The sequence below is a fragment of the Chryseobacterium camelliae genome (genome assembly GCF_002770595.1).
In the GTDB taxonomy this organism is placed as follows: Bacteria; Bacteroidota; Bacteroidia; order Flavobacteriales; family Weeksellaceae; genus Chryseobacterium; species Chryseobacterium camelliae.
On the sequence record NZ_CP022986.1, the window covers coordinates 3,759,836 to 3,783,061 of the forward strand.

Genomic DNA, 23,226 nt, shown 5'->3' on the forward strand with positions numbered 1-23,226 from the left:
TTTATCTATATTTAAGAATATTTTTTTGAAAACTGTCCTGCCATTAGACTTGAGCTTTCAGGAACACGTATAGCATAATAAAACAAAGTTAAAAGTAAGACCATTAGATGGGCAGTATATACATAGGAATCGTATTTGTTTTTGTTTGTTTGACCATACTTCTGGTCGCTTGTATCAGGCAAAGAAAGATGAATATCTTGATCCCTACATTCATTTATGCAGTTTTATTTTTGATCTACCTGTCAAAAGCATATGCTGATATTCAGGAGTATGGATCATATAATCAGGAGGATTTTTCTGATGTGACCGGAATTTCCATTGACAACAGGATGATCCGTAAGGACAAATGCAGAAAGCTTTTTGAATCTTTAAAAGATGATGAATTCAGTTGGGTGAATCATCCGGTGAAAAGGAAGGAATACCTGATCAGTATATTTACCCACAGAAAAGTTTATAAGTTTAAAGTCTGGGATACTTATAATCAGGGAGTATTGATCAGTAGAATCAATGATAAAGGGAAAGAATTTGTTACCAACAGGAATGACTATATTATACAATACTTAGAATAAATGTAAAGCTGTCCGGCAGATATAAACTTCATTTTTTACCAATATTTAATTTTTACTTATGGCTTTTAAAACCCTGTCCTCGTTTTTAATCTTTATTTTTTCGTTTACCCATGCTCAGCATGTCAACAGGTTCATCTATGAGCTGCGCTACAAAGACGATTCAGCAAGTGCTTTGCATAAAAGTGAAAGAATGTGTCTGGATATTGATGCTCAAGAATATTCTTTCCGGAGCTATGATAGGTTCATACTGGATTCTTTATACCACTCAGACAATACTAAAGCATATGAGGAAGTCGGGAATATCCTCTATGTATTCAAAAGAAAACCCGGTAAGAACAGCTTTGCGATTACAGAGGTTCAGGGGGCAATCCGATATACTTATGATGATCCGGTCATCCTTGATTGGGTTATCACGAAGGAAAAGAAAAAAGATGCTCAGGGAAATCAGCTGCAGAAAGCGGAGGTGTCCTTCAGAGGACGTAAGTGGAATGCCTATTTTAACCCGAAAATACCCATCAGTACAGGACCCTATAAATTTTATGGGCTTCCCGGACTCATCGTTGAGCTATATGATGATCAAAACGATTACAGCTTTACATTGATTGGAAACCATACCGTTACTCGCGACGCCATCAATATACCGGGTTCCAGATATATAGACAAAGATCTTAAAGTGAGTAAAACTCAATTCTTTCAGATTCTGGCAGAATATAAAAAGGACCCGGCCCGTGATTTTAAGGCGGGGGTATATAACGGCACGATACAATTGGTCGACCGGGATCCTAATGATATCATTCGCGGGATCGAAGAGAAAGCCAGGGAAGATCAGAAAAAATACAATAATCCTATAGAACTCGTTCAGTAAAAGCGTAAGATTAATAACTCTCAAAATAATTGGAATCAGTATCACTGATAAAGAGTGCTGGGAGTCGGAGAGTGGAGAGTTTGAGTGTGGTAGTGTGGGAGAGCAGTAGAGTAAAAGAATGGCAATTCTGATAGAATGGAACATGCAGCAATACATTTGTACATTTGAGGTAGAAAGCATTCACAAAGCAATTATTTCCGGACTGATCAGCCCCGATTTAAGTACATTTATGGAATTAATATTTACCTACTAAAGCTAGTTCGTAATGAAGGATTACAGATACAGGAAATTTACCGATGAAATTGAAAAGAACATTGCTGAAGGACTGTTGAAACCGGGAGATCGCCTGCCATCTGTCAGAAAGATCAAAAGCGAATATCAGCTCAGCACCAGTTCTGTGCAGAACGGCTATGATTACCTTGTTTATAAAGGACTGGTAAAAAGCCTTCCCCGTTCCGGATATAGCGTCAGTTTTCAGCTGAAGCAGGCATTGGATGATTTTAAATCTGATATGCAGGTAATCCCGAGAGATGCTGTCTTCAGAGAAAACATTTTGGTAACGTCCCATCAGCGCCACCATCATGAAAGCACCCACTTAAACGCGGCGGTTCCTTCTGATTTTTTAATCCCTCAAAAATTAGTTCTCCGTACGATGCAGCAAATGATCCGTGAGAAAGGTGCAGCCCTGCTGAGGTATTATCCTTCTAACGGATCAGAAGAACTTCGCAGATTAATTTCCAGGCGTTCGGCCCTGCATGGTGCATGGGTACAGCAGGAAGAAATCATTGTCACAGACGGAGCCTTGCAGGCTTTATATATTGCATTAGCGGTAACCACGCAGCCCAATGATATTATTGCGATAGAAAGTCCATGCGTCTTTTCAGTGTTGGAAATCATCGCTAATCTTCGCCTCAGGACCGTAGAAATCCCTGTAAGGAATAATACCGGTATAGATGCAGAGCTCATGAAGGAAGTATGTCAGAAAAATGATATCAGAGCAATGGTTGTAACCCCCAACTTTCATAATCCAACAGGAATATTGATGACTGATGAGGCAAAGAAACAGCTTTATGATATCGCATCTTCAAAAGATATTCCGATTATTGAAAATGATGTTTACGGAGATCTTTATTTTAGCGGCACCAGACCATCGACCATCAGGAATTTTGACATTCATGGCCTGGTTATCACCGTTTCTTCGTTTTCAAAAAGTCTGGCTCCCGGCATACGGTTAGGCTGGCTGTCGGCAGGACGTTATTTCTTACAAGCAGAACGTATGAAATTTGCTTTAGGCAGATCTGTTTCGCCCTTAAACCAGGAAGTTATCATAAAGTTACTGTCCGGTTCGAGTTATGACCGGCACCTTAGAACGTTTCGCAGAAAGCTGGAACAGAATGCCATCAGATTGGCCGGTCATTTTAATCAGTATTTTCCGGATACTGTAATGACAACCGTTCCTAAAGGCGGCTACAGCTTATGGACGCAGCTGGAACCTGATAGAGATATGGCATTATGGTATAAAACCGCTGAAAAATTCGGGGTTTCCTTTACTCCCGGTCATACATTTTCGTTTACGGATACCTACGATCATTGCTTTCGGACAGTCTTTTCCGGCCATTTAACACCTGAAAGTTTTGAAGCCATAGAGAAAATCGGAAACTGGATGAAGTACTGACTGTACCGTTTCTTTTTCCATAATCTGTACCGGGTCTTGATTTCAGGTAACCCGTACATTTGTTGGGAAATTGAATGCACAATGAATATCATATCAAAATTTACGGTAGGGTCAGAAAACGGGATGGATCTTTTTCTGGCGTTGAAAGAAGCTCATTTAAAAGAAATGTATGAAGGCATTATTGATCCGGTTCGGCTCAATCCTTATCTTGAAGATGAGCTTGACCGGAGAAAAGCAATTAATGGGCTCAATGATCTCAGCACGCAGCTGGTCATTGTCTTTGATGATGATCAGCCTCTGGGGTACGCCATGATTGGAAAAACGTTCAGTCAGCCCGCTGTTCTGGAAGGTAGACGAGCCGTCCATCTATCATTTTTTGTTCTTCCCAATTACCGTATTCCCGAAGTATGCCATTCATTATGGCAAAAATGCCTGTCTGTGACAAAAAACCATTCCTACTGGACCGAGCTCCCCGCCAATGATGCGATGATTCCTTTCCTCGAAACTATTGATTTTACCGTCGCTGAGCAATCACAGTTAAAACCGTTTGAGGTGTCTGCCCAGGTTATGGTGTGCCAGGATATTTGATCATACCATCCATCCAGAAAAAAAGATGGATCAATTCCAACTAACCTGATGATGAGAATATGGTTATGAAAATAGTATATTAGATGTGCCCCGCAATTCAGGAAGCCGGTATAAATCCGGTTCTCTCTTAACGGTAAATTGATCTGAACAGAAAAGAAAGCAGGAAACTGTACTCGAGAATCTGATGTGAAATAATAAAAAGCAAAGCATCCGACTATATCGGATACTTTAAAATTTTAGCAGCAAAAGCTTTTTACAAAGGCTTGAACGCGATGGCATCAACCTCAACGAGCATTCCATCCAAAGCCAGTTTGGGTACCGGAATCAGTGTGCTTGCCGGAAAGGGATGGTTCTTCCATATTTTCTGCATCTCTTCTGTCCATATTGTAAGTTTCCCCTGATCGTGATCAACAATCAGGATGGTAATTTTCAGAACGTGATCAGTCGTAAGACCTGATGCTTTCAGGACATTGACCAGGTTTTGCAGAGCGGTTTTAACCTGAACCCGGAAATCACCCGAAAGGCTGTGCTCTGGACCTTCTCCACCACTTTGTCCGGAGATAAAGACATAATTCCCGTTGCCTGAAGCTGTTGCAGAGTGGGAGAAAGCAAATGACGTAGGGTCGAAAAGTCCTTCAGGGTTTTTATACTGGATCTTTGACATATTTTTTTGATTATGGTTGGTATGATGTTCAATTTTGGAACAGCCTGTCAATAATAAAATGAGGAATGGTAAGGTCAGGAAATGTTTTTTCTGGTGTGCCGTCCTTTTAAATTTAATCATGGGTGATAAAGAATTGATTGATTTGAAGTAATTGATTGACAGCAGCCTTAGACCAGTATCCCGCATTGTGGGCGCCGGGAGCCTCCTCATAGATATGAGGGATTTTCAACCGCATCAATTGCTCATGGAATTTTCTGTTTTGGGCAATCAAAGGATCGTCGGTTCCGCAGCTGATCAGGATCTTCTGTCGGCTGTTTTTAAATTTATTTATCTGTGAAATAGCCGTATATGGAGCCCATTTTTCAGGATTTTCTCCTAACAATTTAGGAATACCGTATTCTTTTCCAAAGGGAACGAAATCTATCACACCACATAAGCTCCCGATGGCCGTAAAAGTTTTCTGATGCCTTGCGCCAATGTACAGAGCGCCGTGTCCGCCCATGCTCCAGCCCATCAGAGCGGTTTTCGACTGGTCAGACGGGTAGTTTTTCTGAATGAAGCCGGTCAGTTCCTCAGCGATAAATGTTTCATATTGTAAATGCGGACTGTTTATATACCAGCTGTCATACTGCCCGTCCGGTAACACAAATATCATCTGCATTGCTTCGCTGAGGGTAGACAACGACGGAATATCCTTGGTTAATGTTCTTTTAGGATAGCCACTGTAGCCATGCAGTATGTATACTGTTGGCAGTTTCTTATCCGTACTTTCGGATGGATGGATCACAAGCGTTTTAATTTCCCTGTCCATAGAGGCACTGTAAATACTCACTGAATCTACTTTCTGGGAAAACATGTTGGTTCCGATGCAGATGACGACTAATGCAAATAATGATTTGACCATTGTAATTGATTTTTATAAAGACAAAGTTAGATGCCGGGATGCTCAAAATTCTTTACATATGTTGAGGGAATACAGAAGAGTTCAGGTATTTGAAATCCGTATGGCTATAAATCTGTTTTGTTTTATCTTTATGCGATGACAGCATTTTGGGAATTTATAAGCCGTTATTCCTTCCTCTCCGAGGAATCAAAGACAGCGTGGTCGGCATTTTTGAAACCCTCTAAAATAGTAAAGGGAGTTATCCTGTTGGAACAGAATGTTGTTCCGAAGGATATCTCTTTTGTAAGGAGCGGGCTGCTTTCGTATTACTATCTTAATGAAAAAGGGGAAAAAATAATTAAAAAGTTTTTCCCCGAAAACTCACTGGTCGCTTCCACCAGTGCTTTATTAAAACAGGAACCTGGCTTTTTTGCTGTTGAGGCCCTGGAAAATACCGAGCTGATCAGTTATTCATTTAGTGATTTCAGGAACCTGACCAAACAATATGCTGATATCGCAGATTTCTATATTACCTACCTGGAACGTCACTGGGTCATTGAAAAAGAGTTTGACGAGATTACTCTTAAATCAGCTGCCGCCAGGCAACGGTATTTGGAGTTTGAAAATAATTATCCTCAGTTGATCTCCCGCTTAAAGCTTCATCAGATAGCTTCCTATCTGGCCATTACGCCTACGCAGCTCAGCAGGATCCGAGCTGAACTTTAAAGTTAAACCTCAGACTCAGCATAGGGTTAATGCAGGGAAATAATCTGCATGATCTGCTCATCTGCAAGTTAAAGAATGGTTGTGTTATCGGATATGGAGTTGGAGAGTAAGAGAGTAAGAGAGTCGGAGAGTGGGAGGGTTTGAGGGTTTGAGTGGGGTATAACCACAATAGTTACAACAGTTTTTTTGACACGTAAGAATTTTTGAAGCTGATAGCTTTGGAAAGAGGAAGACCACAGAAGCTTCTAAAAATCTACGATTTTTATAATTCGTGAAAGAAATCTGCTAAATCCGCCCATCTGCGAGCATTTATAGCTCACGGCATGGTTTATTTAAGATAAACTAACACAATAGATGATTGGATAGAACCAGGCAAATTAACCATTCTCCATCTCCTGCACTGATCGACATTAAAAAAAATTAATTTCACACTCATACCATCTTAATAAGGTCATGATACATTTGCTATAGAAAAACAATCAGAATGTATAATGTAAATTTTAATAAGATGAACAACACTGTTTTAAACCAAGGGAAAAAAATAGCCGCAGTCGTATTTTTAATGACTGCCGCAGTCGTAAACGCTCAGGTTCAGCCTCCGGTTCCCCCGAAAGAACCACGTCCGGGAATGGAAAGACCGGGGCCGGGACCGCGTCCGGAGGAGGTGAGAGAAATCACAACGCTTTCCGGAACTGTTTCCAAAATGGTTACCAATGATGATTTTGTCTATGACGGATTCTATCTGAACAGCAACGGAGGCCAGGTTCTCGTGAAGTTCCCGCCACATTTGGGAAACCAGATCACGGCATTAACCAAACAGGGTAGCCAGATCAGCCTCAAAGGGGTCGCAGATGTTGCTCCTAACGGCGAAAAATCGTTCCGCATGAACAGCATAACGGCCAATGGGAAAACCATTGAAGATACACCGCCGGCCGTTCCGCAGACGCCGCCTCAGGAGGTCTCTGTAACGGAAAGCGGAACGATCACCGATCTTCAGAAAAATAAGGAAGGCGATGGCGTGGTAGGGATCTTTGTGGATAATACCCTGCTCAAAATGCCGCCGCACATCTATCGGCAGCTGGGGCAGGCTTTAGTAAAAGGAGCGAAAATCTCCTTCACCGGATTTAAAAAGCCGGACAATTCCGGTGAAGTGGCAGAGCGGAAATTCAACATCGTGCGTGCAAGGACGATCAGCGTCAACGGGAAGGAATATGCCCTGTAAAATCTAACTGAATCAACAGTAAAAACCTGATCAGATTTTCGTAATTTGCTCAGGTTTTTCATTATCATACAATGGTTTTTAAACAAACAACATATCATCTATCGAAAATAATATTTATTTTTTTTGCGGTCTGCTGTCTTGGCGGCTGTGAGAAAAAACCGCCGTTACCGCCGCCCGTTCCGCCTCTGGAAATTGAAAAGCCGGTGCAGCTGGATGGCCAAGTGATACGATACAAAACCACTCCTGAAGGCAATATTGATCAAATGATCCTGGATCAGGGTAACCAGCAATCCGATATCCATTTTCCGCCCCATCTGGCCAGGCAGATCCTGGAGATTGCACAACCCGGTGCTTCCATCCATCTGAAAGTGTCCCGGAGAGACCGCGGTTATGAGCTGATCTCCGTTTCTTCGGAAGACGGTAACAACAGGTTTGACATACAGGGCATATTACCGCCAAAACCCAGCCCGGGAAAGGAAATTAGGATTAAAGGAGCGGTTTCCGAATTCATCAGGAACCGCCGGAATGAAACCACCGGATTTGTGGTCGGAAAGAAAACGGTAATGCTGAATCCTGAAGAAAGCAGGATATTAGCACCATTATTGATCAAGGCTACCCAGGTGGAAGTAACTGCTATGGAACGGGATGCAAACGATGGGACCATCAATACCCTCCGGTTTCCGCCGGTGAAGATGAAGGAGATTACCATTGACAGTATTGTCTATAAAATACGCTGACTATGAGGATACTGATTGCTGAAGACGAAAAAAAACTGGCCGGTTTTATACAGCAGGGCCTGTCACAGGCAGGCTACCAGACGGAGGTCTGCAATGACGGCTCGGAAGCCCTGGAAACGGCCGTAAAAAATGATTTTGACCTGATCCTCCTGGATCTGATGCTGCCAGGGATCAACGGTTTTGATTTCCTGAAGAACCTGCGGGCTTTCGGAGTGGAAACGCCGGTGATCATCATCAGTGCCATTGCAGATTCCAGACAGGTGGTGCAGGGGCTGGACCTGGGTGCCGCGGATTACATCAGGAAACCTTTTGAATGGGAAGAACTGCTGGCCAGGATCCGTACGGTAAGCCGATTTTCCGGCTCGAACGGACAGCAGAAAATAAAAATTGAGGACTTGGAAATCGATATTCCTTCCCGGAAAGTGAAAAGAGGGGATACCGAAATTGAGCTGACTTCCAAAGAATTTGTCCTGCTGGAATACCTGGTCCGGAATGCCAATCTCGTCCTCACCAAAAACCAGCTGCTGGAAAATGCCTGGAATATGAACTTCGATCCGGAAAGCAATATTGTGGAGGTCTATATGCATCAGCTCAGGAAAAAGATCGACAAAGGCTTTGATAAACAGCTGATCAAAACCGTAATCGGAGCCGGCTACATGCTGAAAGGCGAAAAACCATAACCCATGAAAAACCGGCCGACATCTTTCTTTTATCAGAGCCTGCGGTTCCGTTTCGGGTTGCTGTTCAATTCGCTGCTCTTCCTGTGCGTCAGCATCATCGTCTACTCACTGTATGATAATGCCAAAACAGAACTGGACCGCAGTTTCTCGCTCCAGCTGTCGTCTGCGGCCAATACGGTGCTTCAGAAAACCGACATCAATCCCATTGCTGTTCCGTTGCCCAAAAACGGGGAGTTTTTCAGGATCACTTATGATAATAAGGTAAAGAAAACCCAGCTGATCAATACCCTTCCGGAAGATGTCGCAGATAAAGAAAAATGGAGGATGGTTTCTTTAAAAAAATACCCCGAAAACGGCGGCAGTATATCGGTGGATTTTGCCCTGTCGGCAGAGAACTACCATTCTGCGGTCCGGAAACTGAGGCGGTTGCTGTACATCTATCTTCCGGTTGCGTTTCTGGTATCTTTCTTAGGCGGTTACCTGCTGTCCGGATTTTTCCTGAGGCCGCTCCGCCGGATTATCCATAACGCCAGCAAGGTGGACCTGGAACACATTACCCTGCTGTCCAAGCCACAGGCCCGGGACGAATTTTACCATCTTACCGATGCACTGAACCGGATGCTGATGCGGATCGATGAGCAGGTGAAACAGCAGGCAGCTTTCTTCACCACGGCTTCCCACGAACTGCGGACACCCATCAGCAACATGCTTACAGAGCTCCAGATCTTCAACCGTGCTTCCCTGGATTCAGATACCCGGAAGTTACTCGATAATCAGGAGCAGGAAGTGAAACGCATGAAGGCCCTGGTGGATAATTTCCTCTGGATGAGCCAGATCGAATCCGGGAACCTGCGGACGAACAGGTCTGAAATCGACCTCGCAGAATTAGTGCTGGAAATTTCAGAAGGTTTTGCGAAACAGATGGCCATCAACGGCCAGCGGTTCAGGATTGAATTTTCACCGGTGGATGGTGACTTTACCATATCAGCAGATAAAAACCAGGTGGAAGTGATCATTAAAAACCTGATTTCGAATTCTGTAAAATATATCAAAGGTGATCCCATCATTGATATTCGGGTCTTCCAGGATAAGAAGAAAGGCATCATGATTTCCAATCCCATCAGCCGGAACATAGAAGATCCCGAAAAGCTGAAAGGCCAGTTCCTGCGGGATACCTTTCATAAAGACGGTTTCGGCCTCGGCCTTTGGATCTCCGATATCCTGAGCGGGAAAAATAAGGCAAAGCTTTCGCTCGGTTCTGTGGATCAGAGGTTTTGTGCAACAGTGGAGTTTGATGAATGATAGTGGATATAAAATCCAGAGTAATGATAAAAAACAACCACACAGAAAGAGCCCGGTAAGAATACCGGGCCCCGTACAAAATACTTAACTAAATAAAAAGTCCAATTTTTTGAGGCATTGGTGTAGAAACCACCTCTTATACATTTTAATGTACAGTTTCCTCAATGCCAATCTGACCCAGCAGCTTTTGTTTGATGTTGCACACGCTTGTTGGGTCAAGTCCTGCTGTAACGGCGTTGAGGAAGTCAATTACACCAATTTCTTCGAAATAAGCATTGATATGCTGGTATAAAATCTGACCGACAAAATTACATGCTGCCAGTGAATTTGGAGTTGATGAGCAGGTGCTGTCGGGACAGTCATCTTTGATCATCGGGCCATTTTTGGGTAAGGCTGTCTGAAAGGTGCCGGCAAATTGCCCCAGTCTGTCAGGGTCAGAACAGGTGTAGGGATTAACCAGTCCGTTTAAGGATAACAGAGTTGTATTAAGTAAAGTTAAAATATCTTTAACTGCTGCGGGCGTATCTAGTTGATCACCATAAATGGTATCAATATACGGCTTAAAACCTTTTGACCATACCTGAGGAACGATGTCCAGGCTATTCCATATTTTACAGTTGAACTGCTGCCATTTCACGGCAGGTGCAACAGCTTGTGGCGGGAAAGTGGTGTGCAGGTAATCCACATAATCGCTGTTGCCTACATCCGGGCCTGCAAGGGCGTAGGTTCTTGTTGTCCAGTTTTGGCTTGTAGCCTGCGCAGGTATTTTGGAAAAGGAAGTATGGGCACCAAAAAGGATAAGTGCCAGTGCCGGTGATAATGCTCCTCCCAGGCTGTGTCCGGCCACCGTGATAATGGCGTTCGGGTCATTGAGTGTGGCGAAGTAGTCTGTAATCGAATTACCGGAGTTCAGGCCAAGCAAAAGTCCGATACCCTTTAAGGTACCATGAGAAATTTTGATGGTATTGGGCTCCGAACTATAAGGCCAGTCTGCAATTTTGCCGCCCAACAAATCTTCATCCATTTGATCAAAGACAGATGTTGTTTTAGTACCCGCAACAGATACCACATATTCGTTGGCACCCGCAACGGTCTGGCTGGGATACTTGAACACGAGCATCGTATTCGTGGCCGTTGCAACGCCGTTCTTGATATCCTTAGGTTCTACTACAACATAAGGTCCCCAGGCTACGGTAACATCTACCGGAAAATCAGCTGCAGCGATAATTTTGGGCAGTTCTTTGTCAAAGCTGGTCTGGATGGCCTGTGCAGCCGAAACCGGATCAGTAACATCTTTCTGCTGAGGGGCGAAATTCGAGATCATGGACATGATGAAGGTCATCTGATAATCATTGTAAGTCATGTGGTTATAGTTTTTATGTTAAAAATTAATAATGTACGAATGGAATCTTTATTTTGAATGTTGATAGACGACATTTCCGCCCAGCCAGGTTTCTTCTACCTTAATATTCCGCATGTTCATGCTGATTTTGTCCTGGGGCATGCTTAAGGGATCTTCTGCAAGGATAATGAAATCTGCAAAATGACCTTTGGGTAAGGAGCCTGCCCATTTTTCGGCATAACATTGCCATGCTGCATCATACGTGGCTGCGCGCAACGCTTCTTCAGCCGTCAGGCATTCATCCTTATTCAGGACAGGGGAAAGATCGTAATCCGGTGGAAGCGCTTCCATCACACGGGTAATGGATTGTTCCATCATTCTTAAGGGTCCGATGGGGGTTACGGTATGGTCGCTGTGCAGGGAGATCCTTAATTTCTTATCCAGGGCAGATTTACAGAGGTCCAGCATATTTACCTTATCGTTGCCATCCAATTGCTGGCCTTTGAAGATCATATTCTTAAAGACGAATCCCCAATAGCCGACATGGCCGATTAAAAAACTGGGCGAAATGCCTAATTCCGCCATTTCATCAAGCTGTCGGTGTTCGCTGAATAAAGAGCAATGCTCGATGCGGTTGCGGAGCGGAGTTCCTGCATATAATTTAAGGGCCTCACGATAGGCATCTATGGTAAGGGTGACTGCCTTGTCGCCGTTGGCATGGATCATCAGTGGCCAGCCTTTATCGATCATAATCGATTTAATCAATGCCGGATAGGTTTCCTGCGGCTTGAAATCAAAGATACCGGCCTTATTGGTTTCCGGAGGACAGGCATAATCCTCCGACTGGTATCCGGTAAGTCCCTGATTTGATCCGTCTGCGACTACTTTTACATGCCCGAAATAAAGGTCACTGTATTGTTCCGGAGCCTGATATGGTGGTAGGGCCGGGAGCGCTGCTGCACTTTCGCAATATCTGGCACCGCCTAATCTTACCCGCAATCTTTTTGAATCTATGTAAGGGTTGAGGTAACTCAGATATTCATCATTCAGTATGGCATCATACATCGATGTTACGCCCCTTGAATTCGCCTCGGCAAAAAAAGCATCCAGGTTATCGTTCATATGGGTGTGCGCCAATGCGAGAATCTGTGCTTTAAATGTGCCGAAGGCATATAAAAGGCCCTTCTCTTCCTGTAACAGGCCACGGCCTTTTTTCTGGAATTCCTCCTCGGTAGGATATCCATCCTTTTTCAGGCCGGCTTCGTTTTTAGCATAGACCTTAGAGATTGCAGGGCTGTTGATATAAACCGTATGTCCGGAGGCGCTAATGACCATAATGGGTATGGTTTCACTTACATCGTTTAAAAACGTATAATCAATGTCTTTAAAGTGATCCGGAGAGTAGGGAGCCAGCAAAGCGGGATCGAGTCCATTGGCGAATAAGACGGAGTCTTCGGATTCCTGTGGCAGATTGGCCTTCAGGGTTTCCTTTACCCAGTTTTTGTCATAACCCTGCCGGATGTTCTGGCCGTCAAACGGGCCAACATCTGCAAAAGAAGCCATCAGTCCGGAAAAGACCACGTGTATATGAGGCTCGAAAAGGCCAGGCAATAAGGTCTGGTTAGGTTCGAGGTTCCTGACCGTATAGTTACCTTTAAAATTAACATCCATTTCCTGTATCACAGAGGAAAGACTGCCGTTGGAAACTACCCGGCCTTCCGCGAACCCGATAGCTTCTACGATGTCGGCCTTACCGTCTGTCATAGGCCTGATAATACCCCCTGTAAATACGATCGGTGCAGGCTGTACAACTTCAGGTTTCTTCTCAGGCAGGTTGGCCGTCAGTAACGCCAGGTTCTCCGGCCCGAAAAGATCTTCTTTTAATAAGGTGACAACGGGATTGGTACATGCGCAAAAACACATGTGATCGTGATGGTGATCGTGGTTTTTCATTTTTAAAAAGTTTTATGGTTGGTAGTTTTAATGTCTAAATGGTCTGTTTTAAAGGTTATTTAATGTAAAAAATATCATATTAAATAAGATCGTATTAATTTTTTTAACAAAAATAGGCGTTGCCAAACAATCTTCATTCAGTATTTTCCCTGAAATTGTATTGAGGATGTATTGGCTGTTGTTCATGAAGATTTTTGTATTGTGTAGCTTATTCGTCTGTGAAAAAGATAGAATATGGCAGAAAAGATGCACGAGTGTGACGCTGGCGCAAACGGGGCGGGTTTGATGAGGGGTAGCACTTTTCCATTCGGACCTTATTTAATGTATAAAAGAGACATTTATTTTCGCTCATAAAAAACTTTTTAATAAAAATTTTACAAAAGAACACTGAAATAGATGGAATGATAAAAGAAAATATGGCATTTTGGGATAAAAATGAAGAATTAGGATATCCTCATCAGGATTAATATTAAGTGAAAACCTGAAATTAAGTGACGTATTTGTCAAAAATATCAATGATTAAGTAGATTTATATTAAGAGTTAGTTTTTAGTAGGTCATCAACATTTATATCTAACGCAATACAAATTTTCAACAAAGTAGAAAACAAAAAATCTTCTTTACCATTTTCGATGTCACTAATTTTTGATCGATCAATTTTACCAGCTAAATCTGCCAATTGCTGCTGGGACATGTTTTTTTCTTTTCGCTGATCTCTCAAGTTTTTACCTGCTGTTTTATAGATCGATACAAATTTTTCATCCATATTAAAAAAAAATATTGTGGTTTTATTACCACATTTAAAAACTATTATTATATTTGTTCAAGCGATTATAAAAACAGATGGTTAATGTGTAACCATTCAAAGATGTATCTCGTTCCGCAAAGTCCTATTTAGCAGACGAGAGAATTGTGAAATCAAAAGTTCCTTACTTTTGCCTGATCCTTATGCTAACATACGTCATCAAACTTTTGATCTTTGAAGACTTATTTCTTCTCCTTCTTTGATATTTGTTCGTAAGTCAAAGATTTTTCGCTTTCCCATTTTGTACTTTCAATAAGATCATGAATATTGATGCGAAGTAATTTTGCAATAATATAAAATTCTTCTAAGGATGGCTGTCTTTTATTGTTTCTCCACAAGGATATAGTGGACTCTGATTTATTTAAAACAGCGGCTAATGTCCTGTTTTTTACACCCCTCTCGTCGAAAACTTCTTTTAGTCTGTTTAATTTCATAAAATTTAATCGAAAAAAGTTTTGCGTTTAACGTAAAACTTTATATATTTGTAATTATTAACAAGCGAAAATTCAACAGTTTAAAAACTGTATGAATAACGATGTCACTCGTTCTAAATCCGCCAGATTGCCACGAGTTGACGAGTGTTCGCCTGATACTGGTATTTTGTATATTTGCAATATTCCAGTAGGGCGTACCTCGTTCATACTTTGAGGCAGCCTTTTTAAAAGGACGGTTTCTGGCGGAACCATGATCAGAGTTGCGAGGTCGTCCTACTGCGTTTTAGGATTTCTCCACAAAAGCATCGTTCCATAAAAAACATATTCAGATGAGAACGACATTTTCAACCCAGCTGCTGATCGGCCCACCGGAATAACCGGAGCCTTGCAGCATAACAGCCTATAGCTCCGTACCCCAACTGCCTGCCGATGCAGGAAGCCGGGATACAATCCCACTTAAAACCACCGCCACCCGAAATTCCTTTCAGCTGAAAGGAAAGCCGGGCTACGCTTCAACTCAACCCTTAAAAGTACTGGCTTTCTTTCAATATTCCAAATTATTTTTCAGCACAAAAGGAATGTACAAGTGGATGGTTTGTGTAGCGCAGAAGGTTAAGGAGCTGTTCAGCATTCAGTGAGTGGTGTTTTTAGAGTGTACCGGCCATTGCAGCCGCGTATATTTTGCTTTCCGATGCCCGGCGGATTCCCTGCTTTGATCCTCAGGTTACCCTTGTTCTTTTTTCCAATGGGCATCAGGAAAGCTTTTACATTCTGTTTAAAAAATCAGGCCACATCACCTTTAAAAATAAAAAGGCCCTCCCTGCAAACAGTTGACCCTGCGCAGAAAGAGCCGCGTGTTTAATCGCATAAACATTTCAGAAGTATGAAAAAAAACTTTTGCAGGCACTGCCTTGTCCCGAAAACATCGGTTTCAATTCTGCCCAATCCGGGATTCCGGTTAAACACTTGCATCATACGCTGATCACTTGAATCCGTTAAACCCAACTTAATCTACTTAATTATGAAAAAGGACGCAATAGATACTCATCAAAGTTTCAGGAAAGTCGGTCAGAAACATTCCGGGCTGAGGCTTGTGAAGAAATTTTTCCGGGACCATGACCTGGTGTCAGCCAAAAATACCCTGTCACAAATTACTTCCAGCGCTGTGGATCGCCATACCCGGATCCGCCCGGAACCTTCCGCCGTGTTGGATTTCTACCTGTCGGTCAAATCGTTTATCCGCGGGTGTTATTTGCTACAATTCAGGCATAAGAAATGGCTGCTGAGCGAACCGCAGGAAGCTGTTTCCCGTTTGATGCTGGGCTCGCTTTCTGAGCAGGAGTATGCGTATCCTTTCCGGGTGTTCAAAAATGCCTTCCGGGAGTATGACATCACCGATTTCGACCGTTTCATCGCCGAAGCGTCGTACTTTTCGCTCGGCGTGTATGACGGGCAGCCAGGCGGAAATGTGGTGGCGCCTTTTATACATTTGAACAAAATGCTGGATGCGTCGTGGGTGGTGTTGGAGCGGGTTGAGGGGTTTGAGGGTAGGAGAGTTTCAGGGTTGTAGCGTCATTGTAGTGTAAGGGAGTCGGAGAGTTTCAGGGTTGAGTGAGGATTAACCACAATAGTTACAAAAGTTTTTTTGACACATAAGAATCAGAAAAATAAAAGCTTTGAAAATATTAAGAGCACATAAGTTTTTAAAAATCTACGATTTTTAAAGTGTGTGAAAAAATCTACGTGATCTGCTTCTCAACGAGAGCATAAAACCACAACAGTCACAAAGTTTTTTGACACATTAGAATCAGGAAGAAAACAGCTTTGAAAATATTAAGAGCACATAAGTTTTTAAAAATCTACGATTTTTAAACGCGTGAAAAAATCTGCGTTATTTGTTGATCTACGGGAGTTTAAACCACAACAGTCACAAAAGCTTTTGACACTTAAGAATTTTTAAGATTAAGAGCTTTGAAAATATTAAGAACACATAAGTTTTAAAAATCTACGATTTTTAAACGCGTGAAAAAATCTGCGTTATTTGTTGATCTGCGGGAGATTAAACCACAACAGTCACAAAAGCTTTTGACACTTAAGAATTTTTAAGATTAAGAGCTTTGAAAAGAGAAGAACACCTAAGTTTTAAAAACCTACGGTTTTTATGTGCGTATAAAATATGTTCTGTTTGCCGGAAATAGCGGTTGGGAAAAGTCTACTCCTCCGGAGGGGTGGCGAAAATTCAGAAAATTTTTTGACGGGGTGGTTTAATGATCCTGAATTAGAACATGCTGCAAAGTTTTTGACACATAAGAATCATGAAGATAAAAGCTTTGAAAACAGGAGAACACATCAGTTTTTTAAACCTACGATTTTTTAAAGTACATGAAAAAATCTGCGTGATCTGCTTATCAACGAGAGGATAAAACTACAACAGTCACAAAAGCTTTTTTAACACATAAGAATCAGGAAGATAAAAGCTTTGAAAATATTAAGAACACAGAAGTTTTAAAAATCTGCGGTTTTTAGGTGCGTGAAAAATACATCTGTGTAATCTAAGCGGTCTGTAGGAAAAAGGTTCGACGTTCACTGAGGATGAAGCAAATTTTAACAGGAAAATGCCGTGTTTAAACCGATAAAAAAGGTAATATTGTATAAAAACACCGTATGAAAATATTTGATTCACATTTCCATATTATCAATCCCGACTATCCACTGGTAGAAAACAATGGCTATTTACCGCCGGCTTTTAAGGTAGAGGATTACCAGGCATCTATAAAAGAACACCAGGTCATGGGTGGAGCCGTAGTGTCCGGGTCTTTCCAGGCATTTGATCAGCACTACCTCATCGATGCCCTGAAACGCTTAGGCGGGAATTTTTTCGGTGTCGCCAATATACCGGTGAACATCAGTGATGAGGAATTGGAAACCCTGGATAAAACTGGTGTTGTAGCCGTACGCTTCAACATTAAACGAGGCGGTTCTGAAAAACCGGAACATATTGGACGCCTATCCAACTACCTCTATGAAAAACTGAACTGGCACACAGAATTGTATGTCGACAGCAAAGACCTTAAAGACCTGAAAACAGTACTGGCCAGCATCCCGAAATTTTCCATTGACCATTTAGGCCTTTCCAACGAAGGATTAGATGATCTGTATTACTGGGTTGAAAAAGGGGTCAAAATTAAAGCGACAGGATTCGGGAGGATCGATTTTGATCCGGTACCGGTCATGAAACAGATCTACAGCATCAATCCGGATGCGCTGATGTTCGGGACTGACCTGCCTTCCACCCGTGCAAAAGTACCCTTCACGGAAAAAGATATTCAGGTGATCAGGGATCATTTTTCCCGCGAAGAACAGGAAAAAATATGCTTCACCAATGCCGCTGAATGGTACGGAATGAAAATATAGCCTTGTTGTACATATAAAAATCCTAAAAGTCCTGTTTTAAAAACAGGATGGACTCGTTTATTTTAAAAATCTGCGGCTGTTAAATGCATGAAAAAATCTGCTGATCTGCAGGAGAATAAAAACCACAACAGTGACAAAAGTTTTTTTTAACACATAAGAATCATGAAGAAAACAGCTTTGAAAACAGTAAGAACACATAAGTTTTTAAAAATCTATGATTTTTAAACGCATGAACAAAAAACTGCGTAAACTGCTGATTTGCGCGAGAATAAATACCACAACAGTCACAAAAGTTTTTAGCACATAAGAATCATAAAGAAAAACAGCTTTGAAAACATAAGAACATAGAAGCTTTAAAAACCTGCGTTTTTTATGGTGGATGAATTGAACGGTTTACTTATTAATTTTTGACGGAGCGATTTATTATGATCAGTAAAGAATGATAACCGTCCAAATAGGTACTGCTATTTTGAATATTCTGAAAGATTAAGTATCTTAATCTCTGAAATGACCAACCCCTCATCAATAGAGTGATTTGATGATGAGTCCTTTGCCGGTCCTGTATCTTGATGAATTCATTCAAATACATGTCCAGTAACAGGAGGAGTTTAAAAGGAGAATTAAGGTCAGGAATCCGGTAAGAGTAGAGCTGGTTTCTAATCCTGATGATCACCAGGTAGAAAACAGACAACACTAAATAGTAAATAAGGAACAGATGACATTAAATGAAATTGAAAAGGAACATGGATTCACCTATTCTGAGCTGTACAAGCGATTGGAACAGGACGGAATGCTTGATGTAGGAGAATACGGCCCCGAATGGTACAGCACCGTTTATCCGAAGCTAAAAGAAAATCCCACGCTCTTATTGCACACCTATGATTTTGAATTGCTCAGTACAGATGCCGTGAATGAAGCCATCACAGAACTTGCCGATCCTGAAGACTACAGGCAGATCAAGCCGGAATTCAGATTTATACCCTTTGGCCAGAGCGGCGCAGGCGACCATTACTGTTTTTTTCTGAACGAACAGGACGGCGATGATATTCCTGTCGTATTGGTATGGCATGACAGCATCGAAGTCCATTATCTTGCCAGGAACCTTCAGGACTATATTTTCAGGACCCTGCTGACCGATATGTCTGAACAGGATATTTATAATGAGGTCAGCGATGAAGAATTCAGGAGCAATCTGAGCCATGTCCTGAAAACGCATACGAAATACCTGACCGAAACCCAGGCCGGTATTTTACAGGATGTATTTTCAAGAGAGATCATGGACTATGAAGTTGAAATGCCGGGAGGACGGAAAGAAAAGCAAAGAGGGCTGTTAACCGATACGGAATTGCATACAATACTGGCAGAAACGATTCCGTTTGAAAAAATGAATGTAACATTTGAATATGCTGATGAATAAAAAGACCGCAAGGAAGAACTTACAGAGGCTGTAATATAGTGGCAGCCGGTGAGTGTACCATATAATCATTGATAAAAGCATTGGGATTGATCTCAATGCTTTTTGATTATAGATGAAAACCTATATTTTCTTGCAGTTCTGTGCAGAAGTCATCAGGATCTGCCCATGCATCCGAATGGATTGTCTTCCAGGTTAAGAATAATGCCACATCCGTATTTTTTACCTGTTTAATCCTTATCCGGGAACAGCCATAAAAAAAGAGCGGTAAAAACCGCCCTATGACTCATTTTGTAATTTAAAGGTAAACGCAGCCGCAGCCTGTTTCCCACTCATCACAAATTCTTTTAGGTTCCATACAGTACGGACCTGCACCTTTGATGGCAGACAATTCTTTTTTGTCTAATTTTTTTAGATTTTTCATAATGATTAATATTTTAATTTGCTGATTACGAATATAAAAAAAAAATCAATTGATCCGTAAATATGTGATTTAAATTTGAAGTTCCGCCAGTTTTTTCGTCAGTTTCCGTGCATGGAGCCTTGCTTTTGCTTTGATATCTTCTTCGGTATATCCTGCATTCACCGAGGTTCCGTGGAAATAGACCGGATCTGTGTATTTCATTCCGGCATAGTAGGCTGTCTGCTCCAGGTTTTTGCAGAATTCATGGACCCTGAAATGATGTTCTCCCAGGGGATTGTATTCACGTTCAGGAGCGCCCACGGTAAAGCTCGGGATGAAATATTTGTCCTTGAGCTTGCCGCCCTGTGAACCGTACGCAAACTGGTATTCAAAAACAGTATCGAACCAGTGCTTTAAAATTGCCGGCATCGAATACCAATAGAGCGGATATTGGAAAATGACCGCTTTATGCCTCAGCAGGGCTTCCTGTTCAGCCCTGGCATCAATATGATAATCCGGGTAAAGATTGCCAAGGTCCCTGATTTCAACTGCCGGATCGCTGATTTTAAGTTCTTCAATAATCGTCCTGTTCGCCAGGGACTTTTCAATATCGGGATGCCCGAGAATAACGAGTGCCATAATGTGTATTTTAGTTGGGTACTATCTAATTGATAGTTGCAAAATTATTTTGAGTAGGTTACATTTGCAATACCTATCTCTTTGGATAGGTGGAAAACATGAAAAAAGAGTGTACCGGCAGTCAGGTGAAATTAGGAGACAAAGTATATCCGTGCACGGTAAGCCTTGCGATGGGCCTGGTAGGAGGGAAGTGGAAAACCGTGATCCTTTATCACCTGAAAGAGGGTGGGAAAAGATACAGTGAGCTCCGGAAAGAGCTGTTTTCGGTTACGGAAATGACGCTGAGCCTCCAGCTGAAGCAGCTGGAGAAGGACGGACTGGTTTCCAGAGCGGTTTTCGGGGAGAAGCCGCCTGTAAAAGTGGTGTATTCGCTCACCGCATTCGGCGAGACCTTTATTCCTGTCCTGGATGCCATTACACAGTGGGGAAACGGGATTGCAGAGAAAAAAGGTTCTTTTACAGGATAGAGCTGTCCTGCAGTCGGTGATCGAAAAGATGAAAGAGTATTTTTATATCAAATAGGCAGTAAGGGATTATTATATTAAATCATAGCTCATGAATACGGCCGTTTCCGTAGAGCCTTCATAGCGCTTGGAGTTCCATCCCGTAATGGAAAAGCCACAGTTCTGGTAGAATTTTACCGCAGGATAATTGGTATTCTGCGTTTCCAGTTCCACGATGCGGCAGCCCAGTAAACGTGCTTCCCGGTTAGCGGCCTTGATCAGCATCCTTCCGATGTTCTGCCCCCGGAAAGGTTCACTTACCAGCATGTTTTCTATGACAAGGCTCCTTGTTCCGGCCCTGAAGCTGCAGATGGCCCATCCGATGAGTTCATTCTGGTAAAATGCCCCGAAAGAATGGCCTTCGCTGATGATGGTATTCAGCACTTCTATGTCATACTGTTTCCAGTTTTTCTGATAAGGCTGGTTCTTCTCCCTTAAGATCATTTCAAATTCATTGGGGGTTTCTATGCTGCAGACAGCAAGGATTTTGTCTGTGGTGTAGCCGTTCAGTCCCCAATCGGGTAAAGGGTCATAATTGAGTTTCCCCAACGACCTGATGTCTAGAAATCCTTCCGGATCAATTTTATGTGCGTGCATAATGATAGATTGACAGGAAACTTCCTGTCCTGTATTTAAATAAAGCGGTACGATACTGGCATTAAATTTAAATAAAATTTCACATTTATAAACTTGTAAAACCCGTAAATTTGCGCAACAATAAAAATATACGGGATGCTAAGGAAAATTTCGCTTGCGGCAGCCGCTGTACTGTCCGTAATCACAATCAATGCTCAGAAGAATAAAAATACCCGGCTGGAAAGGCCGAAACTGATGGTCGGCCTGGTGGTGGACCAGATGCGATGGGATTACCTGTACCGTTTCTATGATAAATTCGGTAACGACGGGTTCAAAAGATTGCTTAATACAGGATATTCTTTAAACAATGTCCATATCAATTACGTACCTACCGTAACGGCGATAGGCCATACCAGTATTTACACGGGTTCCGTACCGGCGATTCATGGGATTGCGGGGAACGACTGGACAGATAAGGAAACCGGAAAGAATGTGTATTGTACTACCGATGAAAGCGTAAAGCCGGTAGGTACTGCCAATACAAAAACAGGAAGCCATTCCCCGAAAAACCTCTGGTCTACTACGGTAACTGATGAGCTGAAGCTGGCGACCAATTTCCAGGGAAAAGTAATCGGGGTTTCTTTAAAAGACAGGGCATCGATCCTTCCGGCAGGCCACACGCCGAACGGCGCGTTCTGGTTTGATGATTCCACCGGGAATTTCGTCACCAGCAGCTGGTACATGAATGACCTGCCTCAGTGGGTAAAATCGTTCAATGCCCAGAACCTTCCGGACCAGCTGGTTGCCAACGGCTGGAATACCCTGCTGCCGATCGGTGAATATACCGAAAGCAGCCCGGATAATTCCTCATGGGAAGGTCTTTTGGGAAGCGCTAAAACACCAACGTTCCCGTACAGCAACCTGGCAAAGGATTACCAGGCTAAAAAAGACAATATCCGGTATACGCCTTTCGGCAATACCCTTACCCTGAAACTGGCAGAGGCTTCTATCGCCGGAGAACAGCTGGGTGCGGATCAGATCACCGATTTCCTGGCCATCAACCTCGCGTCTACCGATTATGCAGGGCACAAATACGGTCCTAATTCCATTGAAGTGGAAGACGTCTATCTAAGGCTGGACCGTGATCTTGCCCAGTTCTTTAACTATCTGGACACAAAAGTAGGAAAGGGGAAATATACCATTTTCCTTTCTGCTGACCATGGCGGAGCCCACTCTGAAGGTTTCCTGCTGGAACATAAAATCAATACCGGCTTCTTCGGGGAAACCACCCAAAAGGACATCAACCTGAAGCTGAAAGAAAAATTCGGGGTAGACAACCTGATCAATGCTATTGATAATTACCAGGTTTATTTTGACCGAAAGCTCCTGGCTGAGCATCAACTGAAGCTGGAAGAAGTCGTGGATTTTGCCGTAACCGAGATCGAGAAAGATCCTACAGACCTTTATGCCGTATCTGTGCTGAAAGTGCAGCAGGCTACCATTCCTGAACCGATCAAGCAAAGGATCATCAACGGGATCAACAGGCAGCGCAGCGGGGATATCCAGCTGGTCGCACACGATTCCATGCTGCCTTCTTACGCCAAAACCGGAACATCACACAGTGTATGGAATTCTTATGACTCACATATCCCCCTGATCTTTATGGGGTGGGGAATAGAGCATGGAGAAAGCAACAAAGCCTATAACATGACGGATATTGCGCCTACGGTTTCTGCACTGCTAAGGATCCAGTTCCCAAGCGGGAATATCGGGAATCCTATCACGGAAGTGATCGGCAGATAGATAACAGGTAATATGAAATGAAAATCCTTA

General features: G+C 42.6%; 23 protein-coding genes. 14 read left to right on the forward strand and 9 right to left on the reverse strand.

The window, feature by feature from the left end:
• Positions 1-188 precede the first annotated feature (188 nt).
• The 4 genes from CGB83_RS17320 (at position 189) to CGB83_RS17335 (ending at position 3,697) form a co-directional block, all read left to right on the forward strand.
• Positions 189-569: a hypothetical protein gene (locus CGB83_RS17320; protein WP_100076948.1), complete on the forward strand. Its 381-nt coding sequence runs from the start codon at positions 189-191 to the stop codon at positions 567-569.
• 58 nt (positions 570-627) lie between these two features.
• On the forward strand, positions 628-1,434 hold the full coding sequence (locus CGB83_RS17325; protein WP_100076949.1) for a GLPGLI family protein: 807 nt from the start codon (positions 628-630) through the stop codon (positions 1,432-1,434).
• Between the two features lie 265 nt (positions 1,435-1,699).
• Positions 1,700-3,109 (forward strand): aminotransferase-like domain-containing protein, encoded by a 1,410-nt coding sequence (locus CGB83_RS17330; protein WP_100076950.1) that lies wholly within the window; start codon positions 1,700-1,702, stop codon positions 3,107-3,109.
• A gap of 81 nt (positions 3,110-3,190) precedes the next feature.
• Positions 3,191-3,697, forward strand: coding sequence for a GNAT family N-acetyltransferase (locus tag CGB83_RS17335; protein ID WP_100076951.1), 507 nt, complete (start codon positions 3,191-3,193; stop codon positions 3,695-3,697).
• Between the two features lie 253 nt (positions 3,698-3,950).
• Here CGB83_RS17335 and CGB83_RS17340 read toward each other — a convergent pair whose 3' ends face one another.
• Both CGB83_RS17340 and CGB83_RS17345 read right to left on the reverse strand, forming a co-directional pair.
• On the reverse strand, positions 3,951-4,361 hold the full coding sequence (locus CGB83_RS17340) for a RidA family protein (RefSeq protein WP_100077641.1): 411 nt from the start codon (positions 4,359-4,361) through the stop codon (positions 3,951-3,953).
• A 112-nt stretch (positions 4,362-4,473) separates the two neighbouring features.
• Positions 4,474-5,265 (reverse strand): alpha/beta hydrolase, encoded by a 792-nt coding sequence (locus CGB83_RS17345; protein WP_100076952.1) that lies wholly within the window; start codon positions 5,263-5,265, stop codon positions 4,474-4,476.
• A 135-nt stretch (positions 5,266-5,400) separates the two neighbouring features.
• On the opposite strand from CGB83_RS17345, the gene CGB83_RS17350 reads away from it, so the two are divergent.
• The 5 genes from CGB83_RS17350 to CGB83_RS17370 all read left to right on the forward strand — a co-directional run bounded on the left by CGB83_RS17350 (position 5,401) and on the right by CGB83_RS17370 (position 9,911).
• Positions 5,401-5,970 (forward strand): Crp/Fnr family transcriptional regulator, encoded by a 570-nt coding sequence (locus tag CGB83_RS17350; protein ID WP_100076953.1) that lies wholly within the window; start codon positions 5,401-5,403, stop codon positions 5,968-5,970.
• Positions 5,971-6,478: 508 nt separating this feature from the next.
• Entirely contained in the window at positions 6,479-7,192 is a 714-nt protein-coding gene (locus CGB83_RS17355) for a hypothetical protein (protein ID WP_157761451.1), read from the forward strand.
• Between the two features lie 71 nt (positions 7,193-7,263).
• Positions 7,264-7,929, forward strand: coding sequence for a hypothetical protein (locus CGB83_RS17360; RefSeq protein ID WP_100076955.1), 666 nt, complete (start codon positions 7,264-7,266; stop codon positions 7,927-7,929).
• 2 nt (positions 7,930-7,931) lie between these two features.
• On the forward strand, positions 7,932-8,609 hold the full coding sequence (locus CGB83_RS17365; protein ID WP_100076956.1) for a response regulator transcription factor: 678 nt from the start codon (positions 7,932-7,934) through the stop codon (positions 8,607-8,609).
• 3 nt (positions 8,610-8,612) lie between these two features.
• Complete coding sequence (locus tag CGB83_RS17370) at positions 8,613-9,911, forward strand: HAMP domain-containing sensor histidine kinase (RefSeq protein ID WP_100076957.1); 1,299 nt, start codon at positions 8,613-8,615, stop codon at positions 9,909-9,911.
• A 145-nt stretch (positions 9,912-10,056) separates the two neighbouring features.
• Here CGB83_RS17370 and CGB83_RS17375 read toward each other — a convergent pair whose 3' ends face one another.
• The 4 genes from CGB83_RS17375 to CGB83_RS17390 all read right to left on the reverse strand — a co-directional run bounded on the left by CGB83_RS17375 (position 10,057) and on the right by CGB83_RS17390 (position 14,444).
• The gene (locus tag CGB83_RS17375; protein ID WP_100076958.1) at positions 10,057-11,274 is read right to left on the reverse strand and encodes a lipase family protein; all 1,218 of its coding nucleotides are present in this window, start codon (positions 11,272-11,274) and stop codon (positions 10,057-10,059) included.
• Between the two features lie 48 nt (positions 11,275-11,322).
• Positions 11,323-13,206 (reverse strand): amidohydrolase, encoded by a 1,884-nt coding sequence (locus CGB83_RS17380; RefSeq protein WP_100076959.1) that lies wholly within the window; start codon positions 13,204-13,206, stop codon positions 11,323-11,325.
• A gap of 534 nt (positions 13,207-13,740) precedes the next feature.
• Positions 13,741-13,971, reverse strand: coding sequence for a helix-turn-helix domain-containing protein (locus CGB83_RS17385; protein WP_100076960.1), 231 nt, complete (start codon positions 13,969-13,971; stop codon positions 13,741-13,743).
• Positions 13,972-14,192: 221 nt separating this feature from the next.
• Positions 14,193-14,444 (reverse strand): helix-turn-helix transcriptional regulator, encoded by a 252-nt coding sequence (locus CGB83_RS17390; RefSeq protein WP_100076961.1) that lies wholly within the window; start codon positions 14,442-14,444, stop codon positions 14,193-14,195.
• Positions 14,445-15,465: 1,021 nt separating this feature from the next.
• Here CGB83_RS17390 and CGB83_RS17395 point away from each other — a divergent pair.
• The 3 genes from CGB83_RS17395 (at position 15,466) to CGB83_RS17410 (ending at position 19,275) form a co-directional block, all read left to right on the forward strand.
• A complete protein-coding gene (locus tag CGB83_RS17395) occupies positions 15,466-16,014 on the forward strand; it encodes a hypothetical protein (RefSeq protein ID WP_100076962.1) in 549 nt (182 codons plus the stop codon).
• A 1,094-nt stretch (positions 16,015-17,108) separates the two neighbouring features.
• Positions 17,109-17,858, forward strand: a complete 750-nt coding sequence (locus CGB83_RS17405) for an amidohydrolase family protein (RefSeq protein WP_100076964.1) — start codon at positions 17,109-17,111, stop codon at positions 17,856-17,858.
• Between the two features lie 715 nt (positions 17,859-18,573).
• Positions 18,574-19,275, forward strand: coding sequence for an SMI1/KNR4 family protein (locus tag CGB83_RS17410; RefSeq protein WP_100076965.1), 702 nt, complete (start codon positions 18,574-18,576; stop codon positions 19,273-19,275).
• Positions 19,276-19,570: 295 nt separating this feature from the next.
• On the opposite strand, the gene CGB83_RS20610 is transcribed toward CGB83_RS17410, so the two are convergent.
• Positions 19,571-19,696: a bacteriocin-like protein gene (locus tag CGB83_RS20610; RefSeq protein ID WP_257790659.1), complete on the reverse strand. Its 126-nt coding sequence runs from the start codon at positions 19,694-19,696 to the stop codon at positions 19,571-19,573.
• A 69-nt stretch (positions 19,697-19,765) separates the two neighbouring features.
• Entirely contained in the window at positions 19,766-20,314 is a 549-nt protein-coding gene (locus tag CGB83_RS17415) for an NAD(P)H-dependent oxidoreductase (RefSeq protein ID WP_100076966.1), read from the reverse strand.
• Positions 20,315-20,412: 98 nt separating this feature from the next.
• Here CGB83_RS17415 and CGB83_RS17420 point away from each other — a divergent pair, with 98 nt between their 5' ends.
• Positions 20,413-20,781 (forward strand): winged helix-turn-helix transcriptional regulator, encoded by a 369-nt coding sequence (locus CGB83_RS17420; RefSeq protein WP_100076967.1) that lies wholly within the window; start codon positions 20,413-20,415, stop codon positions 20,779-20,781.
• Positions 20,782-20,850: 69 nt separating this feature from the next.
• Here CGB83_RS17420 and CGB83_RS17425 read toward each other — a convergent pair whose 3' ends face one another.
• On the reverse strand, positions 20,851-21,414 hold the full coding sequence (locus CGB83_RS17425) for a GNAT family N-acetyltransferase (protein WP_100076968.1): 564 nt from the start codon (positions 21,412-21,414) through the stop codon (positions 20,851-20,853).
• A 135-nt stretch (positions 21,415-21,549) separates the two neighbouring features.
• Between CGB83_RS17425 and pafA the strand changes: the two genes are divergently transcribed.
• Positions 21,550-23,196 carry an alkaline phosphatase PafA gene (pafA, locus tag CGB83_RS17430; protein WP_100076969.1) on the forward strand — a complete coding sequence of 549 codons (1,647 nt, stop codon included), beginning with the start codon at positions 21,550-21,552 and terminating at the stop codon, positions 23,194-23,196.
• Positions 23,197-23,226: the final 30 nt, after the last annotated feature.